Origin of the sequence: Nonomuraea cavernae, assembly GCF_040655715.1 — a bacterium.
Lineage (GTDB): Bacteria > Actinomycetota > Actinomycetes > Streptosporangiales > Streptosporangiaceae > Nonomuraea > Nonomuraea cavernae_A.
Genome location: NZ_JBFAKL010000021.1, coordinates 49,042 through 66,312, shown reverse-complemented (window position 1 = coordinate 66,312; position 17,271 = coordinate 49,042). Strand labels below are relative to the sequence as shown.

14 protein-coding genes and 1 pseudogene are annotated in these 17,271 nt (G+C 72.8%); 9 read left to right on the top strand and 6 right to left on the bottom strand.

Translation table 11 applies throughout. The features are described 5' to 3' along the window. Nucleotides 1-17: 17 nt before the first annotated feature. Together AB0I38_RS27575 and AB0I38_RS27570 are read left to right on the top strand one after the other, a co-directional pair. Nucleotides 18-881 carry a hypothetical protein gene (locus AB0I38_RS27575; RefSeq protein WP_358478572.1) on the top strand — a complete coding sequence of 288 codons (864 nt, stop codon included), beginning with the start codon at nucleotides 18-20 and terminating at the stop codon, nucleotides 879-881. A 146-nt stretch (nucleotides 882-1,027) separates the two neighbouring features. Next, a complete protein-coding gene (locus tag AB0I38_RS27570; RefSeq protein WP_358478565.1) occupies nucleotides 1,028-1,507 on the top strand; it encodes a hypothetical protein in 480 nt (159 codons plus the stop codon). On the opposite strand, the gene AB0I38_RS27565 is transcribed toward AB0I38_RS27570, so the two are convergent. Beyond that, a complete protein-coding gene (locus AB0I38_RS27565; RefSeq protein ID WP_358478539.1) occupies nucleotides 1,482-2,018 on the bottom strand; it encodes an Lrp/AsnC family transcriptional regulator in 537 nt (178 codons plus the stop codon). The genes AB0I38_RS27570 and AB0I38_RS27565 overlap by 26 nt on opposite strands. A gap of 175 nt (nucleotides 2,019-2,193) precedes the next feature. Here AB0I38_RS27565 and AB0I38_RS27560 point away from each other — a divergent pair, with 175 nt between their 5' ends. The 5 genes and pseudogenes from AB0I38_RS27560 to AB0I38_RS27540 all read left to right on the top strand — a co-directional run bounded on the left by AB0I38_RS27560 (nucleotide 2,194) and on the right by AB0I38_RS27540 (nucleotide 9,065). Beyond that, on the top strand, nucleotides 2,194-5,601 hold the full coding sequence (locus tag AB0I38_RS27560) for an indolepyruvate ferredoxin oxidoreductase family protein (RefSeq protein WP_358478517.1): 3,408 nt from the start codon (nucleotides 2,194-2,196) through the stop codon (nucleotides 5,599-5,601). A gap of 128 nt (nucleotides 5,602-5,729) precedes the next feature. Beyond that, nucleotides 5,730-6,182: pseudogene (locus AB0I38_RS27555) on the top strand (aldehyde dehydrogenase family protein); the annotation flags it as partial. 234 nt (nucleotides 6,183-6,416) lie between these two features. Beyond that, nucleotides 6,417-7,160 (top strand): class I SAM-dependent methyltransferase, encoded by a 744-nt coding sequence (locus AB0I38_RS27550; RefSeq protein WP_358478496.1) that lies wholly within the window; start codon nucleotides 6,417-6,419, stop codon nucleotides 7,158-7,160. Further along, complete coding sequence (locus AB0I38_RS27545; protein WP_358478466.1) at nucleotides 7,153-8,409, top strand: sensor histidine kinase; 1,257 nt, start codon at nucleotides 7,153-7,155, stop codon at nucleotides 8,407-8,409. Before AB0I38_RS27550 ends, AB0I38_RS27545 begins: the two co-directional genes overlap by 8 nt. Beyond that, nucleotides 8,406-9,065 carry a response regulator transcription factor gene (locus AB0I38_RS27540; RefSeq protein WP_358478445.1) on the top strand — a complete coding sequence of 220 codons (660 nt, stop codon included), beginning with the start codon at nucleotides 8,406-8,408 and terminating at the stop codon, nucleotides 9,063-9,065. Before AB0I38_RS27545 ends, AB0I38_RS27540 begins: the two co-directional genes overlap by 4 nt. 57 nt (nucleotides 9,066-9,122) lie before the next feature. On the opposite strand, the gene AB0I38_RS27535 is transcribed toward AB0I38_RS27540, so the two are convergent. The 3 genes from AB0I38_RS27535 to AB0I38_RS27525 form a co-directional block, all read right to left on the bottom strand. Continuing rightward, the gene (locus tag AB0I38_RS27535) at nucleotides 9,123-10,379 is read right to left on the bottom strand and encodes a cation:proton antiporter (protein WP_358478410.1); all 1,257 of its coding nucleotides are present in this window, start codon (nucleotides 10,377-10,379) and stop codon (nucleotides 9,123-9,125) included. A 145-nt stretch (nucleotides 10,380-10,524) separates the two neighbouring features. After that, a complete protein-coding gene (locus AB0I38_RS27530) occupies nucleotides 10,525-11,814 on the bottom strand; it encodes an ArsB/NhaD family transporter (RefSeq protein ID WP_358478392.1) in 1,290 nt (429 codons plus the stop codon). A 2-nt stretch (nucleotides 11,815-11,816) separates the two neighbouring features. Further along, nucleotides 11,817-12,431 carry an AAA family ATPase gene (locus tag AB0I38_RS27525; protein WP_358478384.1) on the bottom strand — a complete coding sequence of 205 codons (615 nt, stop codon included), beginning with the start codon at nucleotides 12,429-12,431 and terminating at the stop codon, nucleotides 11,817-11,819. Nucleotides 12,432-12,566: 135 nt separating this feature from the next. On the opposite strand from AB0I38_RS27525, the gene AB0I38_RS27520 reads away from it, so the two are divergent. After that, the gene (locus AB0I38_RS27520; RefSeq protein ID WP_358478356.1) at nucleotides 12,567-13,604 is read left to right on the top strand and encodes a LacI family DNA-binding transcriptional regulator; all 1,038 of its coding nucleotides are present in this window, start codon (nucleotides 12,567-12,569) and stop codon (nucleotides 13,602-13,604) included. A gap of 73 nt (nucleotides 13,605-13,677) precedes the next feature. Here the strand turns inward: AB0I38_RS27520 and AB0I38_RS27515 are convergent, their stop codons facing one another. Both AB0I38_RS27515 and AB0I38_RS27510 read right to left on the bottom strand, forming a co-directional pair. Next, the gene (locus tag AB0I38_RS27515) at nucleotides 13,678-14,772 is read right to left on the bottom strand and encodes a glycerophosphodiester phosphodiesterase (RefSeq protein ID WP_358478333.1); all 1,095 of its coding nucleotides are present in this window, start codon (nucleotides 14,770-14,772) and stop codon (nucleotides 13,678-13,680) included. A gap of 64 nt (nucleotides 14,773-14,836) precedes the next feature. Beyond that, nucleotides 14,837-15,994 (bottom strand): RtcB family protein, encoded by a 1,158-nt coding sequence (locus AB0I38_RS27510; RefSeq protein ID WP_358478320.1) that lies wholly within the window; start codon nucleotides 15,992-15,994, stop codon nucleotides 14,837-14,839. A 251-nt stretch (nucleotides 15,995-16,245) separates the two neighbouring features. On the opposite strand from AB0I38_RS27510, the gene moaA reads away from it, so the two are divergent. Beyond that, complete coding sequence (moaA, locus tag AB0I38_RS27505) at nucleotides 16,246-17,235, top strand: GTP 3',8-cyclase MoaA (protein WP_358478298.1); 990 nt, start codon at nucleotides 16,246-16,248, stop codon at nucleotides 17,233-17,235. Nucleotides 17,236-17,271 lie beyond the last annotated feature (36 nt).

The window sequence follows — 17,271 nt, the reverse complement described above, 5'->3', positions numbered from 1 at the left end:
TTCCTACCGTCTGGCTCATGACCAGACGATTCCTTCTCGTCTCGCTCGCGGCGGGGGCGCTCATGGCGCCCGCGCCGGCGTACTCCGCCGCGAACGAGCTCACCATCCGCGAGATCAACGTACGGCCCGCCGACCCGGTGGTCGGATTGGGGGACTCCGTCCGCCTGCTGGTCGACGTGATCGTCAAGGGGGCGCGGGGCAAGGACGGGGTGACCATCAAGGTCGAACCCGGCCCGCCGCCCAAGCCCGCTCCCACCACCCCACCCGGCGCGGGCACCGCGGGGACTCCCGGACAGCAGGCCGGCTGGGACCGGACCAGGCCGGAGGGACGGCCCGCCATCGTCACGCCGCAGTCGGAACGCAGGCCCGAACCGCGGCCGATCCACGTGAACCCGGCCGCCGCGCGGCTGGCGGCCCCCGACGGTGGCACCGAGGCCTGGGAGACCTGGCGCTTCCTGCCCGACAAGGGGCTCAACCGCTTCTACCCGGCAGGCACCTGGACGGTGACGGCGACGGCCAGGGGCGCCGACGGGGCGACGGTGACGGACTACGCCTCGTTCCAGCTGCGCAGGGACACGAGGCTGACGGGGGTCCAGGTGGGCAGGGCCCGCGGTTCGGAGTCGGTGCGCGTGAACGGCTCCCTCACCCGGGTCGGCCCGAAGGGACTCGCCGACTACGCCCCGTTCGCCGGCCAGGAGGTGGAGATCCTCCGGCGGGAGGGGACCACCGGCTCGTGGGAGCGGGTCGGCACGGCGACCACCGGCGAGAGGGGCGACTTCACCAGGACCGTGCAGGGGCACTCCGGCGGCTACTGGCAGGTCCGCTATCCGGGAACCGGACACTATGCCTCGGCACTGTCCTCGGTGCGCCAAATCCCCTAATGAACGGCGCCCTAGCGAGGCGTGACCAACCGGTCGTTGCGGAATCGTGATCAATTTTACTCAAACTTTTCCTTACCCTTACCCGTCATTGGCGTTGACGCGCATCGTCGCGGTGCGCGTTCGATACGGGGAAGGAAGTTGATCTCATGATGCGACGACTCGCCGCAGGGCTGGCGGCCGCCGCCCTGGGCGTCACGGTGGCGGGGCTGGCCGCGTCGCCGGCGCTGGCCGATCCCGGCGCCGACGACGGTCACACGCAGCTCACGTTCGACGCGAGCCCCGAGCCCGCCTGGCGGGGCAAGCCGCTGACGCTCACCGGCAAGCTGTCGGTGCGCTGCGACGACGACTACATCGACGGCTTCGTGTCGGTGCACCACGCCGACTACTGCAGGGACTCCGAGGCGTGGCACCGCCTCGGCCGGAAGCGGATCGTGATCCTCTTCCAGCCGGCCCGCAGCGGCAGGTGGGAGTACGTCGAGACGGTCAGGACCAGCCACAAGGGCTACTTCCACACCAAGGTCCCGGCCTACACCTCGGGCACGTGGCGCGCCGTCTTCGAGGGCGACCACCGGCTCGAGCCCGCTGGGGCCACCGACTGGGTCAAGGTCGTCGGCCACCGCCGCTGACCGCCTCGCCCGCCCGCGCCCGGTTCCCCTCGGGGGCCGGGCGTTTCGCGTCTCCCGAGAGGGTCCCCTCCAGGTCGTCGCGGGTCCAGGAGCCCAGCACCAGCAACGTCTTGGTGCCCGTGACGTTGCCGGCCCGGCGCAGGTCGTCGATCACCCGCTGGAGGTGGCCGAGGTCGCGCACCCGGACGTGGATCAGCGCGTCGGGGTCGCCGGCGACGGTGAAGACCGCCTGCACCTCCGGCGCGTCCGCGGCCGTGCGGACGATCTCGCTCACCGGAGTGGAGCCGGCGTAGCGCAGCTCGGTGAACGCCTCGATGCCCCAGCCGAGCTTGTCGTGGTCGATCTGGACGGTGAAGCCGGTGATCACGCCGACCTCCCGCAGGCGGTCCACCCGCCGCTTGACCGCCGCCACCGACAGGCCGACCTCGGTCGCCATCTCGGAGAACGTCCGGCGCCCGTCGGCGCGCAGCAGGCGCAGCAGCCGATGATCGATGTCGTCTATGTCGGGCATGTGATCGTCTCGGGCATGCGAAAACTCCTCCGCTCGATGAAACGAACAGTAGCTGAGACCGGAAAGTCCGCAAAGAGTTTGCGTATTGGCCCGGTTTTCTCCGCTGATACTTGCGCATGTCGTGCCGGCTTGCTGTGCTGGGGGTCCCCCTATGCACGAAGCCGAGGAGATACGCGTGAGCGCCGTTCCCGCCGAGGTGTCGCTCGAGGACAAGTACACGGCCGGCAGTGGCCGCGTGCTGATCTCGGGCATCCAGGCCCTGGTCCGCCTGACGCTCGAACAGCGCCGCCTGGACCGGTCGCGCGGGCTGGACACGGGCGTCCTCGTCTCCGGCTACCAGGGCTCGCCGCTGGCCGGCGTCGACATGGAGATGGCCCGCGCCGCCCGCTTCCTCCAGCCGGAGGGCGTGGTGTTCCAGCCCGGCCTGAACGAGGAGCTGGCCGCCACCGCCGTGGCCGGCACCCAGCTGCTGGGCCTGCTGCCCGGCCGCCGGCACGACGGGGTGACGGGCTTCTGGTACGGCAAGAACCCCGGCCTCGACCGGGCCGCCGACGCCATCCGGCACGGCAACCTGGCCGGCACCTCAGCCCTCGGCGGCGCCGTCGCGTGGATCGGCGACGACCCCGGCAGCAAGTCCTCGACGGTGCCCAGTTCCTGCGAGCCGATGTGCCAGAGCCTGTCCATGCCGCTGCTCGCGCCCGGCTCGGTCGCGGAGATCATCGAGTTCGGGCTGCACGCGGTCGCCCTGTCGCGCGCGACCGGCCTGTGGACCGGCCTGAAGATCCTCGCCGACGTCGCCGACGCCTCCGCCACCGTCGAGCTGGACTCACTGCGCGCGGACGTCCCGGCGCCCGGCCCCGCCGCGCGGGCCACGTCACCCGCGCTCGTCGGCCCCGCCGCGCTGGACGCCGAGCACGACATGCTCACCCGCCGGCTCGACCTGGCCCGCGCCTACGCCGACGTCCACGGCCTGAACCGGGTGATGTCCGGCGCCGGGCGCACCGGTCTCGGCATCCTCGCCTCCGGCACCTCGTACGCGGTGGTCCTGCGGGCACTGGCCGACCTCGGCCTCGACGAGAGCGCGCTGGACGACCTCGGGCTGCGGCTGATCAGGCTCGGCATGCCGTTCCCGCTGGCCGCCGACCGGCTGGCCGCGATGACCGCCGGCCTCGAACGGGTGCTCGTGGTCGAGGACAAGACGCCGTTCCTGGAGGGGCAGCTCAAGCAGGCGCTCTACGGCGGCGAGCACACCCCCGCCGTGCACGGCCGCGACCTGCTCACCGCCCGCGGCACCCTGGGCGCCGAGGACGTGGCCAAGGCGCTGAGCGGCCTGCTCGGCGCCGACCGGCTCCCGCCCGCCGCCGTCCGCCTGACCACCCCGGTCAGACCCGGCCGCGCGCTGCCGATCGTCGCCTCCCGCACGCCGTACTTCTGCTCGGGCTGCCCGCACAACACCTCCACGCGTACGTCCGACAGCACGCTGGTCGGCGTCGGCATCGGCTGCCACGCCATGATCGCCATCGACGGCGCCGGGCGCGGCACCCAGGTCGGCATCACCCAGATGGGCGGTGAGGGCGGCCAGTGGATCGGGCTGTCGCCGTTCACCGACGACCGCCACTTCACCCAGAACCTCGGCGACGGCACCTTCCACCACTCCGGCTCCCTGGCCGTCCGGGCCGCCGTCGCCGCCGGCGTCACCATGACGTACAAGCTGCTCTACAACGACGCCGTGGCGATGACCGGAGGCCAGCGCGTGGAGGGCCGGCTCGACGTGCCGGCGCTGACCCGCGCGCTGGCCGTCGAGGGGGTCCGGCGCATCGTGATCACCACGCCCGAGCCCGAGACCTACCGGGGTGTGCGGCTCGCCCCGATCGCCGCCGTCCGGCACCGCGACGAGCTCGCGACGGCAGAGGAGGAGCTCGCGGCGGTCGAGGGGGTGACCGTGCTGATCCATGACGACCGGTGCGCCGCCGACGAACGCCGGCTGCGCAAGCGCGGCAGGCTCCCCACGCCCGTGCGCAAGGTCGTGGTCAACGAGCGGGTGTGCGAGGGCTGCGGCGACTGCGGCGACGTCTCCACCTGCCTGTCCGTGCAGCCCGTAGAGACGGCGTTCGGCCGCAGGACGCGCATCCACCAGGCGTCCTGCAACTCCGACCTGAGCTGCCTCAAGGGCGACTGCCCGTCGTTCCTGCTGGTCGAGCCGGGCGAGCGGAGCGCGCGGCCGGTCCCGCCGCCGCCGGTCGAGCCGCCCGAGCCGGTCAGCAGGTTCGCCGGCACGGGGGCGCTGCTGCGGATGCCCGGCATCGGCGGCACCGGCGTCGTCACGGTCTCGCAGATCCTGCAGATGGCCGCGCACCTCGACGGCCTGCACGCGGCCGGGCTGGAGCAGACCGGGCTCGCGCAGAAGGGCGGCCCGGTCGTCAGCGACGTCCGCGTCTCCCCGCGGCCCATCTCCGGCTCGCTGCGCGCCTCGCGCGGCACCGCCGACGTGCTGATCGGTTTCGACCTGCTCGGCGCCGCCGCCGACGGCAACCTGGCCGCCGCGACGCCCGAGCACACCATCGCCGTGGTCAACACCGGTCTGGTGCCGACCGCCGCCATGGTCACCGGACGCGCCCCCGTGCCCGGCACGCCCGCCGGCGCCCTCGCGCGCGTCGAGTCGGCCACCGCGCGGGCCGGCAACCTCTACCTCGACGCGCTCGGGCTGTCCGAGGCGCTGTTCGCCGACCACCTGCCGGCCAACATGCTGCTCGTCGGCGCGGCTTTCCAGCACGGCTGCGTGCCCGTCTCCGCCGCGTCGATCGAGCGGGCCATCCGGCTGAACGGGGCCGCCGCCGAGCAGAACCTGGCGGCCTTCCGCTGGGGCCGCGCCGCCGCCGTGGACCTCAAGGCCGTGCTCCGGGCCCTCTCGCTCGACGGCCCCGCGCCCGAGGACGACGACCTGGAGCAGGTGCTGGCCGTCCGCGTCGTGGACCTGACCGGCTACCAGAACGCGGCCTACGCCGCCGGCTACGCCGAGGAGGTACGCCACGTGCTGGCCGCCGCCGTCGAGCGGGCGGGGCAGGAGGCGGGCACCCGGATCGGGCTCGCCTACGCCAAGGGGCTGCACAAGCTGATGGCGTACAAGGACGAGTACGAGGTGGCCCGGCTGCACCTGGACCCGGCCGAGAAGGCGCGGCGGGAGCGGGAGTTCGGGCCGGACGCGGTCGTGTCGGTGCTGCTGCACCCGCCGGCGCTGCGCGCGCTGGGGATGAAGCGCAAGATCAGGCTGGGCCGCTCCGCCGGGGTCCTGTTCCGCGCGCTGCGCGCCGCCCGCGTGGTGCGTGGCACCGCGTTCGACGTCTTCGGCCACGCCCGGGTACGCCGCGTCGAGCGACGCCTCGTCACCGAGTACCGCGACCTCGTGCGGGCGGCCCTCGACAGGCTGAACCCGGACACCGCCGGCACGGTCGAGGAGATCGCGGCGCTGCCGGAGATCGTCCGTGGCTACGAGGACATCAAGCTGGCCCGCGTCGCGGAGTTCCGCGAGCGCGCCGCGACCGCCCTCACGGCACTGAACGAGCCCGTCACGCATCCGGCCTGATCCGCGGTTCTCGCGGCGATCACAGCGGGGACTCGGGCGCGAACCCGGCCTACTGCGGCGTGAAGACGGCAGGCCGTGCCCGCACAGCGGTGAAACACATCTCTAGAAGGCGAAGGGGCGCGGCTCGTCAGGGCCAGATCTGCATGACGACCGGGCGGCACCTGGTGCACGAGAGCGTCTACGGCGACTTCGACGGGCTCTGCTACGCCGCGACGGTGCTGACCGAGGTGACCCCGTCGGTGCTCGCCTTCTCCCAGGAGGTCTTCGGGCCGGTCGCCCCCGTCGCGCGCTTCTCCACCGTGGAGGAGGCCGTGGCGCTGGCCACCGCCGGTGAGTACGGGCTCTCGCTCGGCATCGTCACCCGCGACGTGATGAAGGGCCTGGCCGTCGCCGACCGCATCCCGACCGGCATCGTGCACATCAACGACCAGACCGTCAGCGACGAGGCCAACAGCCCGTTCGGCGGCATCGGGGCGTCCGGCACCGGCTCGCGGTTCGGCGGCCCGGCGGCCAACGTCGAGGCGTTCACCGAGACCCGATGGGTCACCATGCGCGCCGACCCCCCGCCCTACCCCTTCTAGCAGGCGTCTGACTGACCGGCGTATCCGTCGACCCCGGCGTGCTGTCCGGCTCGCCACCGGAGGAGCCGCCGAAACGCCCTTCCACGGCTGCGGCGGGGCGAGCCGAGCCCCGGCCCGCCCTTCTCACCCCCCTCTACCTGAGAGCCAGAGAACGTCATGGCTCCGCCGGGTGATGATGTCCGGGCCCGCGCGCCCTAGCTTCGGCCGAGATCGATCTCGACCGAAAGGATCGTCGTGACGCGCCTCCCCGAGCTGACGCACCGGGCACTCTTCAGAGCCGTCTCCCTGCTGTCCACTCGCAGGCAGGCAGAGGCGCTGCGCCGCTACTTCAACTGGTGGCACCGCACACCAGACCCGTGGCGGCTCGGCACCGCCCCCTACGAACAGCACAAGTACGCGACCACGCTCGGCCAGGTGCCCGCCCGGCCCTACCGCCGGATCCTGGAGGTGGGCTGCAGCGAGGGCGTGTTCACCCGGCTGCTGGCCCAGGAGCATCCTCAGGCGGAGATCACGGGCATCGACATCTCGCACCGGGCGCTGCTCCGCGCCCGCGAACGCACCGCGGACGCGCCGGCCCGGACCCGCCTCGTCCAGGCCGACATCGCGACCTTCGCCCTCGCTCGCCGGTTCGACCTGGTCTTCTGTGCGGAGACCCTCTACTACGTTGGCCGCCGCGCCCGGCTCCGGCACGTCTCGGCACGGCTCACCGGCCTGCTCGCCCCGGCCGGCGTCCTCGTCATGGTGCATCCGTGGCCGGAGGCGGAGCGGTTACACCGGTTCGTCGACTCCGACCCGGCGGTGTCGCGGATAGCCCGGTTCGTGCACGACGGGGGGCACCGGCCCTTCACCGTGGCGGTCTACCAGGCCCGCGCGGACCTTCGCGGCGCGGCGCCCGTACCCCCATCTCGGGCGTTTCTCGGGCACAGTGGAAGCCAGGGCGATCTACGGGATCCGACGGAGAGGTGCCGGCGTGCGTGAGGGCGATCGGGGGGGCCGTGCCGCTCTGCGCGGCCTGCGGCAGGACCTGTCACCGGGCGCCGGGACGCCGCCGCTCCCGCCGTCACTACGGGCGTTCCCCTTCCTGGCCTGGGCGGCGCACGCGGCGGTGGCCGGTTACGCGCTGCTCGTCGCGGGCGTCGCCTGGCACACCCTGATCGAGGACTTCGGGCTGCGCAACGAGGTGGCGGGCACGCTGGCCGTCGCCCAGGCGGCCGCGCTGCCGCTCGCCCTCTACTGGCCGATGGCCTCCTGGTGGCTCTCGCTCGTGACGGCCACGCTGGTCGCCGTCACGGCCGGACTGCCGCCCGGCGAGCCGGTGTGGCCGACGCCGTCCATGCTCGTGCACCTGAGCGTACTCGCACTGGTGGCCCTCCGGGTACGGGTCCGCGTGTCGGCGGAGATGTGGCTGATCACGCTGCTGTCGGGGGTCGCCGTCCGGCTGGCCGCGCACGGCTCGATCGAGCCTGGCGCCGTGGCGGACATGACGGTGCTCAGCGCCGCCGTGCTCATCGCGGCCGGCGCGCTCCGTGGCCGCGCCGACGCCCTGAGCAGGATGGCCCGGGCCGAGCGGGTGAGCGGTGAGGAGCAGGCCCGGCGGGCGCTGCTGGAGGAGCGGGCCAGGATCGCCCGCGAGTTGCACGACGTTGTAGCCCACCACATGTCGGTGATCGCGATTCAGGCCGAGGCCGCCCCCTACCGCGTGGAGCACCCGCCCGAGGCACTGGCGCGGAGCTTCGCCGTCATCCGGGCCGGCGCATTGGAGGCGCTCACCGAGCTGCACCGGATCCTCGGCCTGCTCAGGAACGACACGGGCGGCGCCGACCCCGCGCCGCAGCCCACGCTGGACGACCTCGAAGGGCTGGTGGCCGGGGTGCGGGAGGCCGGTCTGGAGGTGACCCTGGTGACGGACACGGGCGGGCCGGTCCCGCCGGGCGTGCAGCTGTCGGCGTACCGGATCGTGCAGGAGGCGCTGAGCAACGTGCTGCGGCACGCGCCCGGCGCGGCCGCCCGCGTGGAGATCCGTCACGCGGCGCGCTGCCTCGAACTGCGGGTGGCGAACGGCCCCGCCGCGGTGTCCGTGCCAGAGCGCGCGGGGTCGGGTCACGGCGTGCTCGGCATGCGCGAGCGGGCCGCGATGCTCGGCGGCGAACTCGGGGCGGGTCCCGGGCCGGACGGCGGTTACACCGTGACGGCCAGGCTGCCCCTCGGGGAAGGCGCGGCCAGGTGATCCGGGTGGTGATCGCGGACGACCAGGCGATGGTCCGCGAGGGGCTGTCCGTCCTGCTCAACGCCCAGCCCGACATCGAGGTGGTGGGTGAGGCCGCGAACGGGCGCGAGGCCGTCGACAGGGTCTCCGAGCTGAGCCCCGACGTCGTGCTGATGGACGTGCGCATGCCGGTGCTGGGCGGGCTGGACGCCATCCCGCTGGTGGTCCCCGCCACGAGGGTGCTGGTGCTCACCACGTTCGACCAGGACGAGTACGTCTACACGGCGCTGCGCGCCGGAGCCAGCGGATTCCTGCTGAAGAGCGCCTCCGCGCGCGAACTGGGCGACGCCGTCCGCGTCGTGGCCGGGGGAGACGCCCTGCTGGCACCGTCCGTCACCCGCCGCCTCATCGCGGCCTTCGCCCGCCAGGCCCCGCCGCGGACTCGAGGGATCCGGCTCGGCGAGCTCACCGAACGGGAGAACGAGATCCTCGTGCTGATCGCGCACGGCATGTCCAACGGCGAGATCGCCGGCCACCTGGTGATCGCGGAGCAGACGGTGAAGTCGCATGTGAGCAACATCCTGGCCAAGCTCGGCCTGCGCGACCGCACCCAGGCGGCGGTGCACGCCTTCGAGACGGGCCTGGTCGAGCCCGGCGGCAGGCGACCACCACGGTAGCCGCCACCACGGGCCGCCACCACGGGCCGCCACCACGGGCCGCCACCACGGGCCGCCTCAGCCGTGCCGCTGGACGTCCCGCCGGTCCCTGAGCCGGTCGAGGCGGGCCATCACCGGGGTCGCGGTGACGCCGTGCAGCACGATGGAGGCGATCACGGTGAAGGCCACGACCGCCCACAGCTCCTCCGCCGGGACGCCGAAGTCGGCGTGACCGAGCGCGTACGCCAGGTAGTAGAGCGAGCCGATGCCCCGGATGCCGAAGAACGAGGTCGCGACCCGTTCCATCGGTGAGGCCGGGCCCCGCCACTGCGCTGGCCAGGCGGCCAGGGGACGGATCACCAGCAGGAGCAGTGCTCCGGCCACGGCCCCCTGCCAGGTGAGCGCGGCGAGCCCGCCCGCGGCCACGAAGCCGCCGAGCAGGAGCAGCAGCCAGGCGGTGAACAGCCGTTCGATCTGCTCGACGAAGCCGTGCAGCACGTTGTTGTAGCCGTGGCCGCGCTCCAGGCTCCGGATGGCGCACGCGGTGACGAAGACCGCGACGAAGCCGTACCCGTGCACCATCTCGGTCAGGCCGTAGGCCAGGAAGGTGGCGGCCAACGCGACGAAGCCGTCGCGGTGCTCGGCCAGGCGCAGGTTGCGCACCGGGGCGTGGAAGAACAACCGGCCCAGCAGGCGGCCGATCAGCAGCCCGGCGAGCACCCCGGCCGCGGTCCGGTAGAGCACGTCGACCAGCGCCCACTCACCGAGCCAGCCCGCTCCGCCCACGCTCGCCAGGGCGATGGCGGCGTACACGAAGGGGAAGGCGGCGCCGTCGTTGAGACCCGCCTCGGAGGTCAGCGCGAAGCGGACCTCGTCGTCGGCGTTCTCGGCGTCGACGGGCTCACCCACCTGCACGTCGGAGGCGAGCACCGGATCGGTCGGCGCCAGCACCGCGCCGAGCAGCAGTGCCGCGGCGAGCGGCCAGCCCAGCAGCCCGGTGGCGACGCCCGCGACGCCGGCCACGGTCAGCGGCATCGTCCAGCCGAGTAACCGCCAGGTCGACGACCAGCCGCGCAGGCTCACCCTGCGATTGAGCGCCAGGCCCGCGCCCATCAGGGAGACGACCACGCAGATCTCCGTGATGTGCTCCAGCGCGGCCCGGTAGGTCACCGGGTCGGGATCGGGCAGGCCGGTCGGCAGCAGGAACACCAGTACGCCGCCGAGCAGGCAGGCCAGCGGCAGCGAGAACGGACGGCGGACGAGGACGCCGGGCAGCGCGGCGGCGAGCAGCGCACCGGCGCCCGCGATGACGTAGACGAGATCAGCGGAGGGCATCGCGGCATTACTGCCCCGCCGATCATCATGCATCCCCGCCCATCACGACACATCACGACAAATCGCGACGGCCTACAACGGACTACGACATCACGGCGGGACAGATCACGGCGAAACCACCACGGATGACGACGGCCACCACAGATCACGCCAGGTAACGCAGCCACAGGTAGGGCGCCACCAGGCCGACCGTGACCGCGGTGACGACCAGCCCATACCTGGTGAACTGCCAGAAGCTGATCGGGACGCGGTTGCGGGCGGCGATGCCGATCACGACCACGTTGGCGGCGGCGCCCACCGCCGTGGCGTTGCCGCCCAAATCGGCGCCGAAGGCCAGAGCCCACCACAGCACCTGTGCCTGCTCGCCGCCGCCCGCCTCGACGAGCTGCTCCACGATCGGGCTCATCGTGGCCACGTAGGGGATGTTGTCCACGATGGCCGACAGCACGGCCGAGACGCCGAGCAGGCCCATCGCGGTCAGCTCGGGCCGCCCGTCGGTGGCGGTCACCGCGGCCCGCGCGACCTGCTCGATGACGCCGGTCTCGACCAGCGAGCCGACCATGACGAACAGCCCGGCGAAGAAGACCAGGGTCGGCCACTCGACCTCGCCGATGGCGTCCTCGGTGGTCACCTTGGTGGCCGCGACCAGGATGCCCGCGCCGAGCAGCGCGACCACCGACGGCTCGTAGTGCAGCACCGGGTGCAGCACGAACGCCGCCATCACCACCGTCAGCACGGCCAGGCTCTGCCACAGCAGCCGGTGGTCGGCGATCGCCTCCCGCTCGTCCAGCGTCATGATGGCCGCCGCCCGTCCGGGGTCGTGGCGGAACGCCTTACGGAACAGCACCCGGCACAGCCCGGCGAACACCACCATGAGCACGACGACCATCGGCGCCATGTGCACGAGGAAGTCGTTGAAGGTCAGCCCGCCGCGGCCGGCGATGATGATGTTGGGCGGGTCGCCGATCAGGGTGGCGGTGCCGCCGATGTTGGAGGCCATCGCCTCGGCGATGAGGAAGGGCGCCACCGGCAGTGCCAGCCGGTCGCAGACCAGGAACGTCACCGGCGCGATCAGCAGCACCGTGGTCACGTTGTCGAGCAGCGCCGAGGCCGACGCGGTGATGACCACGAGCAGCACCATCAGCCGGTACGGCCGGCCGCGGGCGCGCTTGGCGGCCCAGATCGCGAGGAACTCGAAGACACCGGTCTGCTTCAGCACGCCGACGATGACCATCATGCCGAGCAGCAGGAAGATGACGTTCCAGTCGATGCCGGTGTGCGCGGAGAAGAACGCCGCCCCCGCGTCGCTGGCGTGGACCAGCAGCATGATCCCGGCCCCGCCGAGCGCCGCCGCCACCCGATGCACCTTCTCGGTGGCGATCAGCGCGTACGAGGCCAGGAACACGGCCACGCTGAGCCAGCCGAGCCCGCTCATCGTCAGACCCCGGCGGGTGGTCCGTCGAAACGGATGCCCTCCAGGAGGTCGGCGCTCGCGCGGTCCAGCACGATCGCGCCCACGGCCGGCTCCACCACCCCGGCGCGGGCCCGCGCGAGCAGCGCGCTCCAGTGACGCCGGTGCCAGGCGAAGGTGCGCTCACCGACGACCCGGTTCCTGGCCAGCTGACCGGCCCGCGCGGCCTCCGGCGAGGCGTCCAGGAGCAGCAGGTGGAAGTCGGCCCCGGAGCGGCGGGCCAGCCAGGCGAAGATCCGCAGCACCCAGGGGCCGCAGCCGCGGTTGTGCGCGATCACCGCGCGGCCGGTCGTGAGGGCCCGGTGAACGCGCCACAGGTGGGTGGCGAACACGATGCCGGTGCGCGCCGGTTTGGGCGCCCATCCCAGCCGCCCGGCCCACCACAGCCGCGACTGGTACGAGTCGATCACCGTGACCGGACCGGCCGCCACAGGCCGGCTCTCGCTGCCGTCGAGCGTGTACAGGCGGCGTAGCAGGGTGGTCTTGCCGGCGCCGGGCAGGCCGGTGAGGATCACCAGCGAACCCGCCGGGAAGCGTAACGTCGGGGCCGCCTCTCGGGCGGCCGGCACCGAGACCGTCAAAGATCCTCATCCTCGGGGCACCTGGACGACCGGAAGTATAGGGCAAACCCGCACACCGTCGCCGGAGGTCTCCCAGGTGACGCACCCCGCCGGTACTGCCTGTTAGCGTTATCGCGAACGAGGGGGTGGGGCCGGATGGCCGCGAGGTCTGAGGGGCGGGGGCCGCGCAGCAGGCCCGCGGTGCTGGGAGACGTGGCCGCGCTGGCCGGAGTCTCCGCGATGACCGTGTCACGGGTGCTCAACGCGCCCGACCGGGTGCGCGCCGAGACGCGCGAGCGCGTCCTCGCCGCGGTGCGCGAGCTCGACTACTGGCCCAACTCGGCCGCCCGCCGGCTCGTCACCGGCCGGTCCGGCGTGCTCGGCGTGGTGAGCATCGACACCACCCTGTACGGCCCCGCCACCACCCTCTACCGCATCGAGCAGGCGGCCAGGCTCAGCGGCTACAGCGTGAGCATCGCCAGCCTGAGCACGCTGCACCGCAGCTCGATCCAGGAGGCCGTGCACCGCCTCGGCTCGCAGTCGGTCGACGGGGTGGTCATCGTGGCCCCGCACGAGTCGGCGGCCGACGGCCTGCTGCACCTGCCGCCCGGCCTGCCCGTGGTCGCGGTCGACGCGGGCTACGACAGCCCCGTCCCCGTCGCCATGGTCGACCAGCGGGCCGGTGCCGCGCGGGCCACCCGCCACCTGCTCAGCCTCGGCCACGAGACGGTCTGGCACCTGGGCGGCCCGGTCGACTGGATCGACGCGAGCGGCCGGATCGAGGGCTGGCGCGGCGTGCTGGAGGCCGCGGGCCGCCCGGTGCCCGACCCGCTGCGGGGCGACTGGAGCCCCCGCTCCGGCTACGAGCTCGGCCGGCGCCTGGCCGAGGACCCCTCGGTCACCGCCATCTTCGCCGGCAACGACCAGATGGCGCTGGGCGTGCTCCGCGCGCTGCGCGAGGCGGGCCGGCGGGTCCCCGAGGACGTGAGCGTGGTCGGCTTCGACGACATGCCCGAGTCGGCCTACTACTGCCCGCCGCTGACCACCGTCCGCCAGGACTTCCGCGAGGTCGGCAGGCACGCCTTCCACCTGCTCCTCGACCAGATGGCGGGCGAGCCGGGCGAGTCCCGGCGGCTGGTCGAGCCCGACCTCGTGGTCAGGGAGAGCACCGGCGCGGCCCCCCGCGCCGGGTAGCCGGCCAGCCCAGCCCGCCCGGTGCGAGCCCCTCGGCCCGCTCCGTCTCCGGCCCGCTCCGTCTCCGGCCCGCTCAGCCCGCCCGGCGGGCGACCACCGCCCGGCCCATCGCCGGGTCGTCGCAGAACGCGCCGTCGACGCCCAGGTCGAGGAGCCTGCCGAGCCAACCCGCCACGTCGCCCGTGGCCCGCGGGTAGACCGGGCTCGCCGGATCGCCCAGCCGATGGTCGGCCGGCAGTTGGGAGTTCTCGTTGCGCACGGTCCACACATGCACGTCCAGCCGCCGCCGGTGCGCGTCGGCCACCAGCGAGGTCGGCTGCCCCAGTCGCCCGTCGGCGCCCACCGGCACCACGCGCCGCGTGTCCACCCCGATCCCGTCGGCGTAGCGGGCCACCTCGCGCAGGCCCGCGGGCGTGACCATGTCGTCGTAGGTGCGCGGGTCGCCCGCCGCCGTCCAGTCGTACGGCGCCCCGCCCCAGGTGATCAGCTGGATCAGCGGCAGCTTCGTCCTGCCGCGCAGCTCGCGCAGGTTGGCCGTCTCGAACGACTGGATGAACACCTCGCGCATCCGGGTGGCGCCGAGCACGTCGAGCAGCGGCTCCTCCAGCGACAGGCCGATCGAGTCGAAGTAGGACGGGTGCTTGGTCTCGGGGTAGACGCCCACGCCGTGGCGCTGCGCGAGGCGTACGACCTCCTCGAACGTGGGGATCTCGGCCAGCCCGTCGAAGGCCGTGTTGTCCGGCCGCAGCTCCGGCACCCGCTCGCGGGCGCGCAGCGTCTTGAGCTCGGCCAGCGTGAAGTCCTCGGTGAACCAGCCGCTGACGGGCCGGCCGTCGATCGTCTTGGTGGCGCGCCGGTCGGCGAACTCCGCCCGCGCGGCCACGTCGGTGGTGCCGGAGATCTCGTTCTCGTGCCGGGCCACCAGCACGTGATCCTTGGTCGAGACCAGGTCGGGCTCGATGTAGTCGGCGCCCATCGCGATGGCGGCCTCGTACGACAACAGCGTGTGCTCGGGGCGGTGCGCGCTCGCGCCGCGGTGCCCGATCACGAGGGGGGCCTGACCGCGGCGCTCGGCGGCGGCGGGAGTGGAGGACTGGATCAGCACAACGGCGACCGTACCTCCGGTCAGCACCGCCAGCGCGCCCGCGAGTAATCTACGCATTCTCATGCGCGTACGGTAGATCGCCGCGGTGGCCCAGAGGTGAAGACTGAGCCACCGCACAGGAGCCACGTCAGCCCTTGTAGTTGAACACCTGGCTCAGCGTGTGCCGCACCTCGACCAGATCCCGCTGGTCGGCCATCACCTGGTCGATCGGCTTGTAGGCGTCAGGGTGCTCGTCCACCAGCGCCGCCGCCCGGCTGGAGTTCCACGTGCGGCCCCCCATGGCCTCGGTGAGCGAGGCCGCCGACAGCTCCCGCTTGGCCTTGCTGCGCGACATCCGCCGCCCCGCCCCGTGGGAGCAGGAGTTGTAGGAGTCGGCGTTGCCGCGCCCGCGCACGATGTAGGAACGGGTGCCCATCGAGCCCGGGATGACCCCCTCGTCACCGACGTCGGCCTTGATGGCCCCCTTGCGGGTGATCCACAGCTCCTTGCCGCCGTGGACCTCCCGCTGCGTAAAATTGTGGTGGCAGTTGATCGTGCGGACCCGGGCGCCCTGCCCGACGACGCGGAACAGCGCGTTGCTGAGCACCCTGTCCATCCGCGCGCGCGAGGCCATCGCGTAGCGCTGCGCCCACAGCATGTCCTCGATGTACGCGGTGAACTCCGGCGTGCTCTGCACCAGATAGGCCAGGTCGGGATCCTCCAGGCCGATCGCCTGGCGGCGCATCAGCTTCTTGGCGTCGGCGATGTGCTTGACGGCCAGCTGGTTGCCGATGCCGCGCGAGCCCGAGTGCAGCACCGTCCACACCCGGTCGCGCTCGTCCAGGCAGACCTCGACGAAGTGGTTGCCCGACCCGAGGGTGCCGAACTGCGTCGACACCTTCTTCTCCTGCTGGGGCGTCAGGCCGGTGTGCGGCCGGCCGAGGTCGCTCAGCGCCCGGTCGAGGGCCGGGTCGGCGTGGCCCTTGCCGACGCCGGCCGGGATGCGCCGCTCGACCAGCGGCATCAGCGCGCCGAGGTCGTCGGGCAGGTCGGCGGCCGTCAAAGTGGTCTCGGTGGCGACCATGCCGCAGCCGATGTCGACCCCCACGGCGGCGGGGATGATCGCTCCCTCGGTGGGGATCACCGAGCCGACGGTGGCCCCGATGCCGACGTGCGCGTCGGGCATGAGGGCGACGTGACCGGACACGAACGGCAGGCGGGCGGTGCGCGCGGCCTGCATGATCGCGCCTTCGTCGATCTCGCTGGCCCACGACAGCAGGTTGGGTGCGGGCTGGTCGGGCAACATCTGGATCTCCTTAGGTGGACATGATCCAGTTTGTGCGATGTCGGAACGAAATCCCCACTCATTTATTGTCCACCCGTTCCGCACACCCGTCGGCGGGGGTGAGGCCGCGTGCCGCTCCGGAGGGTGATCTAGGGTGGTTTTGACGCCCCTTTCGGCGGATGTCAGCGTGCGGGCTGACCGTGACCTTTGGGGTCCGGTCGACACGGCACGTAGTCTGGCCGTCTGGCCATCGGGAAGAGGAGGTGACGCCCATGTTGCGAGACTCGTTCGGACGGGTGGCGACTGATCTGCGGGTGTCCCTCACGGACAAGTGCAACCTGCGTTGCACCTACTGCATGCCCCCCGAAGGGCTGGAGTGGCTGCCCAACGCCCAGTTGCTGACCGCCACCGAGATCGTCCGGCTGGTCACGATCGGCGTCGAGCGTCTCGGCATCACCGAGGTCCGCTACACCGGCGGCGAGCCGTTGCTCCGCCGCGAGCTCGTCGACATCGTCGCCCGGACCACCGCGCTCGCCCCCCGGCCGCAGGTCTCGCTGACCACCAACGGCATCGGGCTGGCCAAGCTGGCCGGCGCGCTCGCCGGGGCCGGACTCGACCGGGTCAACGTCTCCCTCGACACGCTCGACCGCGACGTGTTCAAGCGCCTCGCGCACCGCGACAGGTTCGCCGACGTGATCGACGGCCTGGCCGCCGCCCACGACGCCGGCCTGCGTCCCGTCAAGGTCAACACGGTGCTGATGCGCGGGATCAACGACCACGAGGCCGTGAGCCTGCTCGGCTGGTGCCTGGAGCGGGGCTACGAGCTGCGCTTCATCGAGCAGATGCCGCTCGACGCCCAGCACGGCTGGACCCGCGAGGACATGGTGACCGCCGACGAGATCCTCGCCCTGCTGACCACCGCCTACGAGCTCACCCCTGACGACCTGGAGGAGCGCGGCAGCGCCCCCGCCGAGCGGTTCCTGGTCGACGGAGGCCCCGACCGGGTGGGCGTGATCGGGTCGGTGACCCGCCCGTTCTGCGGCGCCTGCGACCGCGTGCGTCTCACCGCCGACGGGCAGATCCGCAACTGCCTGTTCGCCACCGAGGAGTCCGACCTGAAGTCCGCCCTGCGCGCGGGCGCCTCGGACGAGGAGCTGGCCGAGCGCTGGATAGCCGCCGTCTCCCGCAAGCGCGCCGGTCACGGCATCGACGATCCCTCGTTCCTGCAGCCCTCCCGGCCGATGTCGGCCATCGGCGGCTGACCGTTTCGCGGCTGGGTGGCGACCCATGCCCGGCGG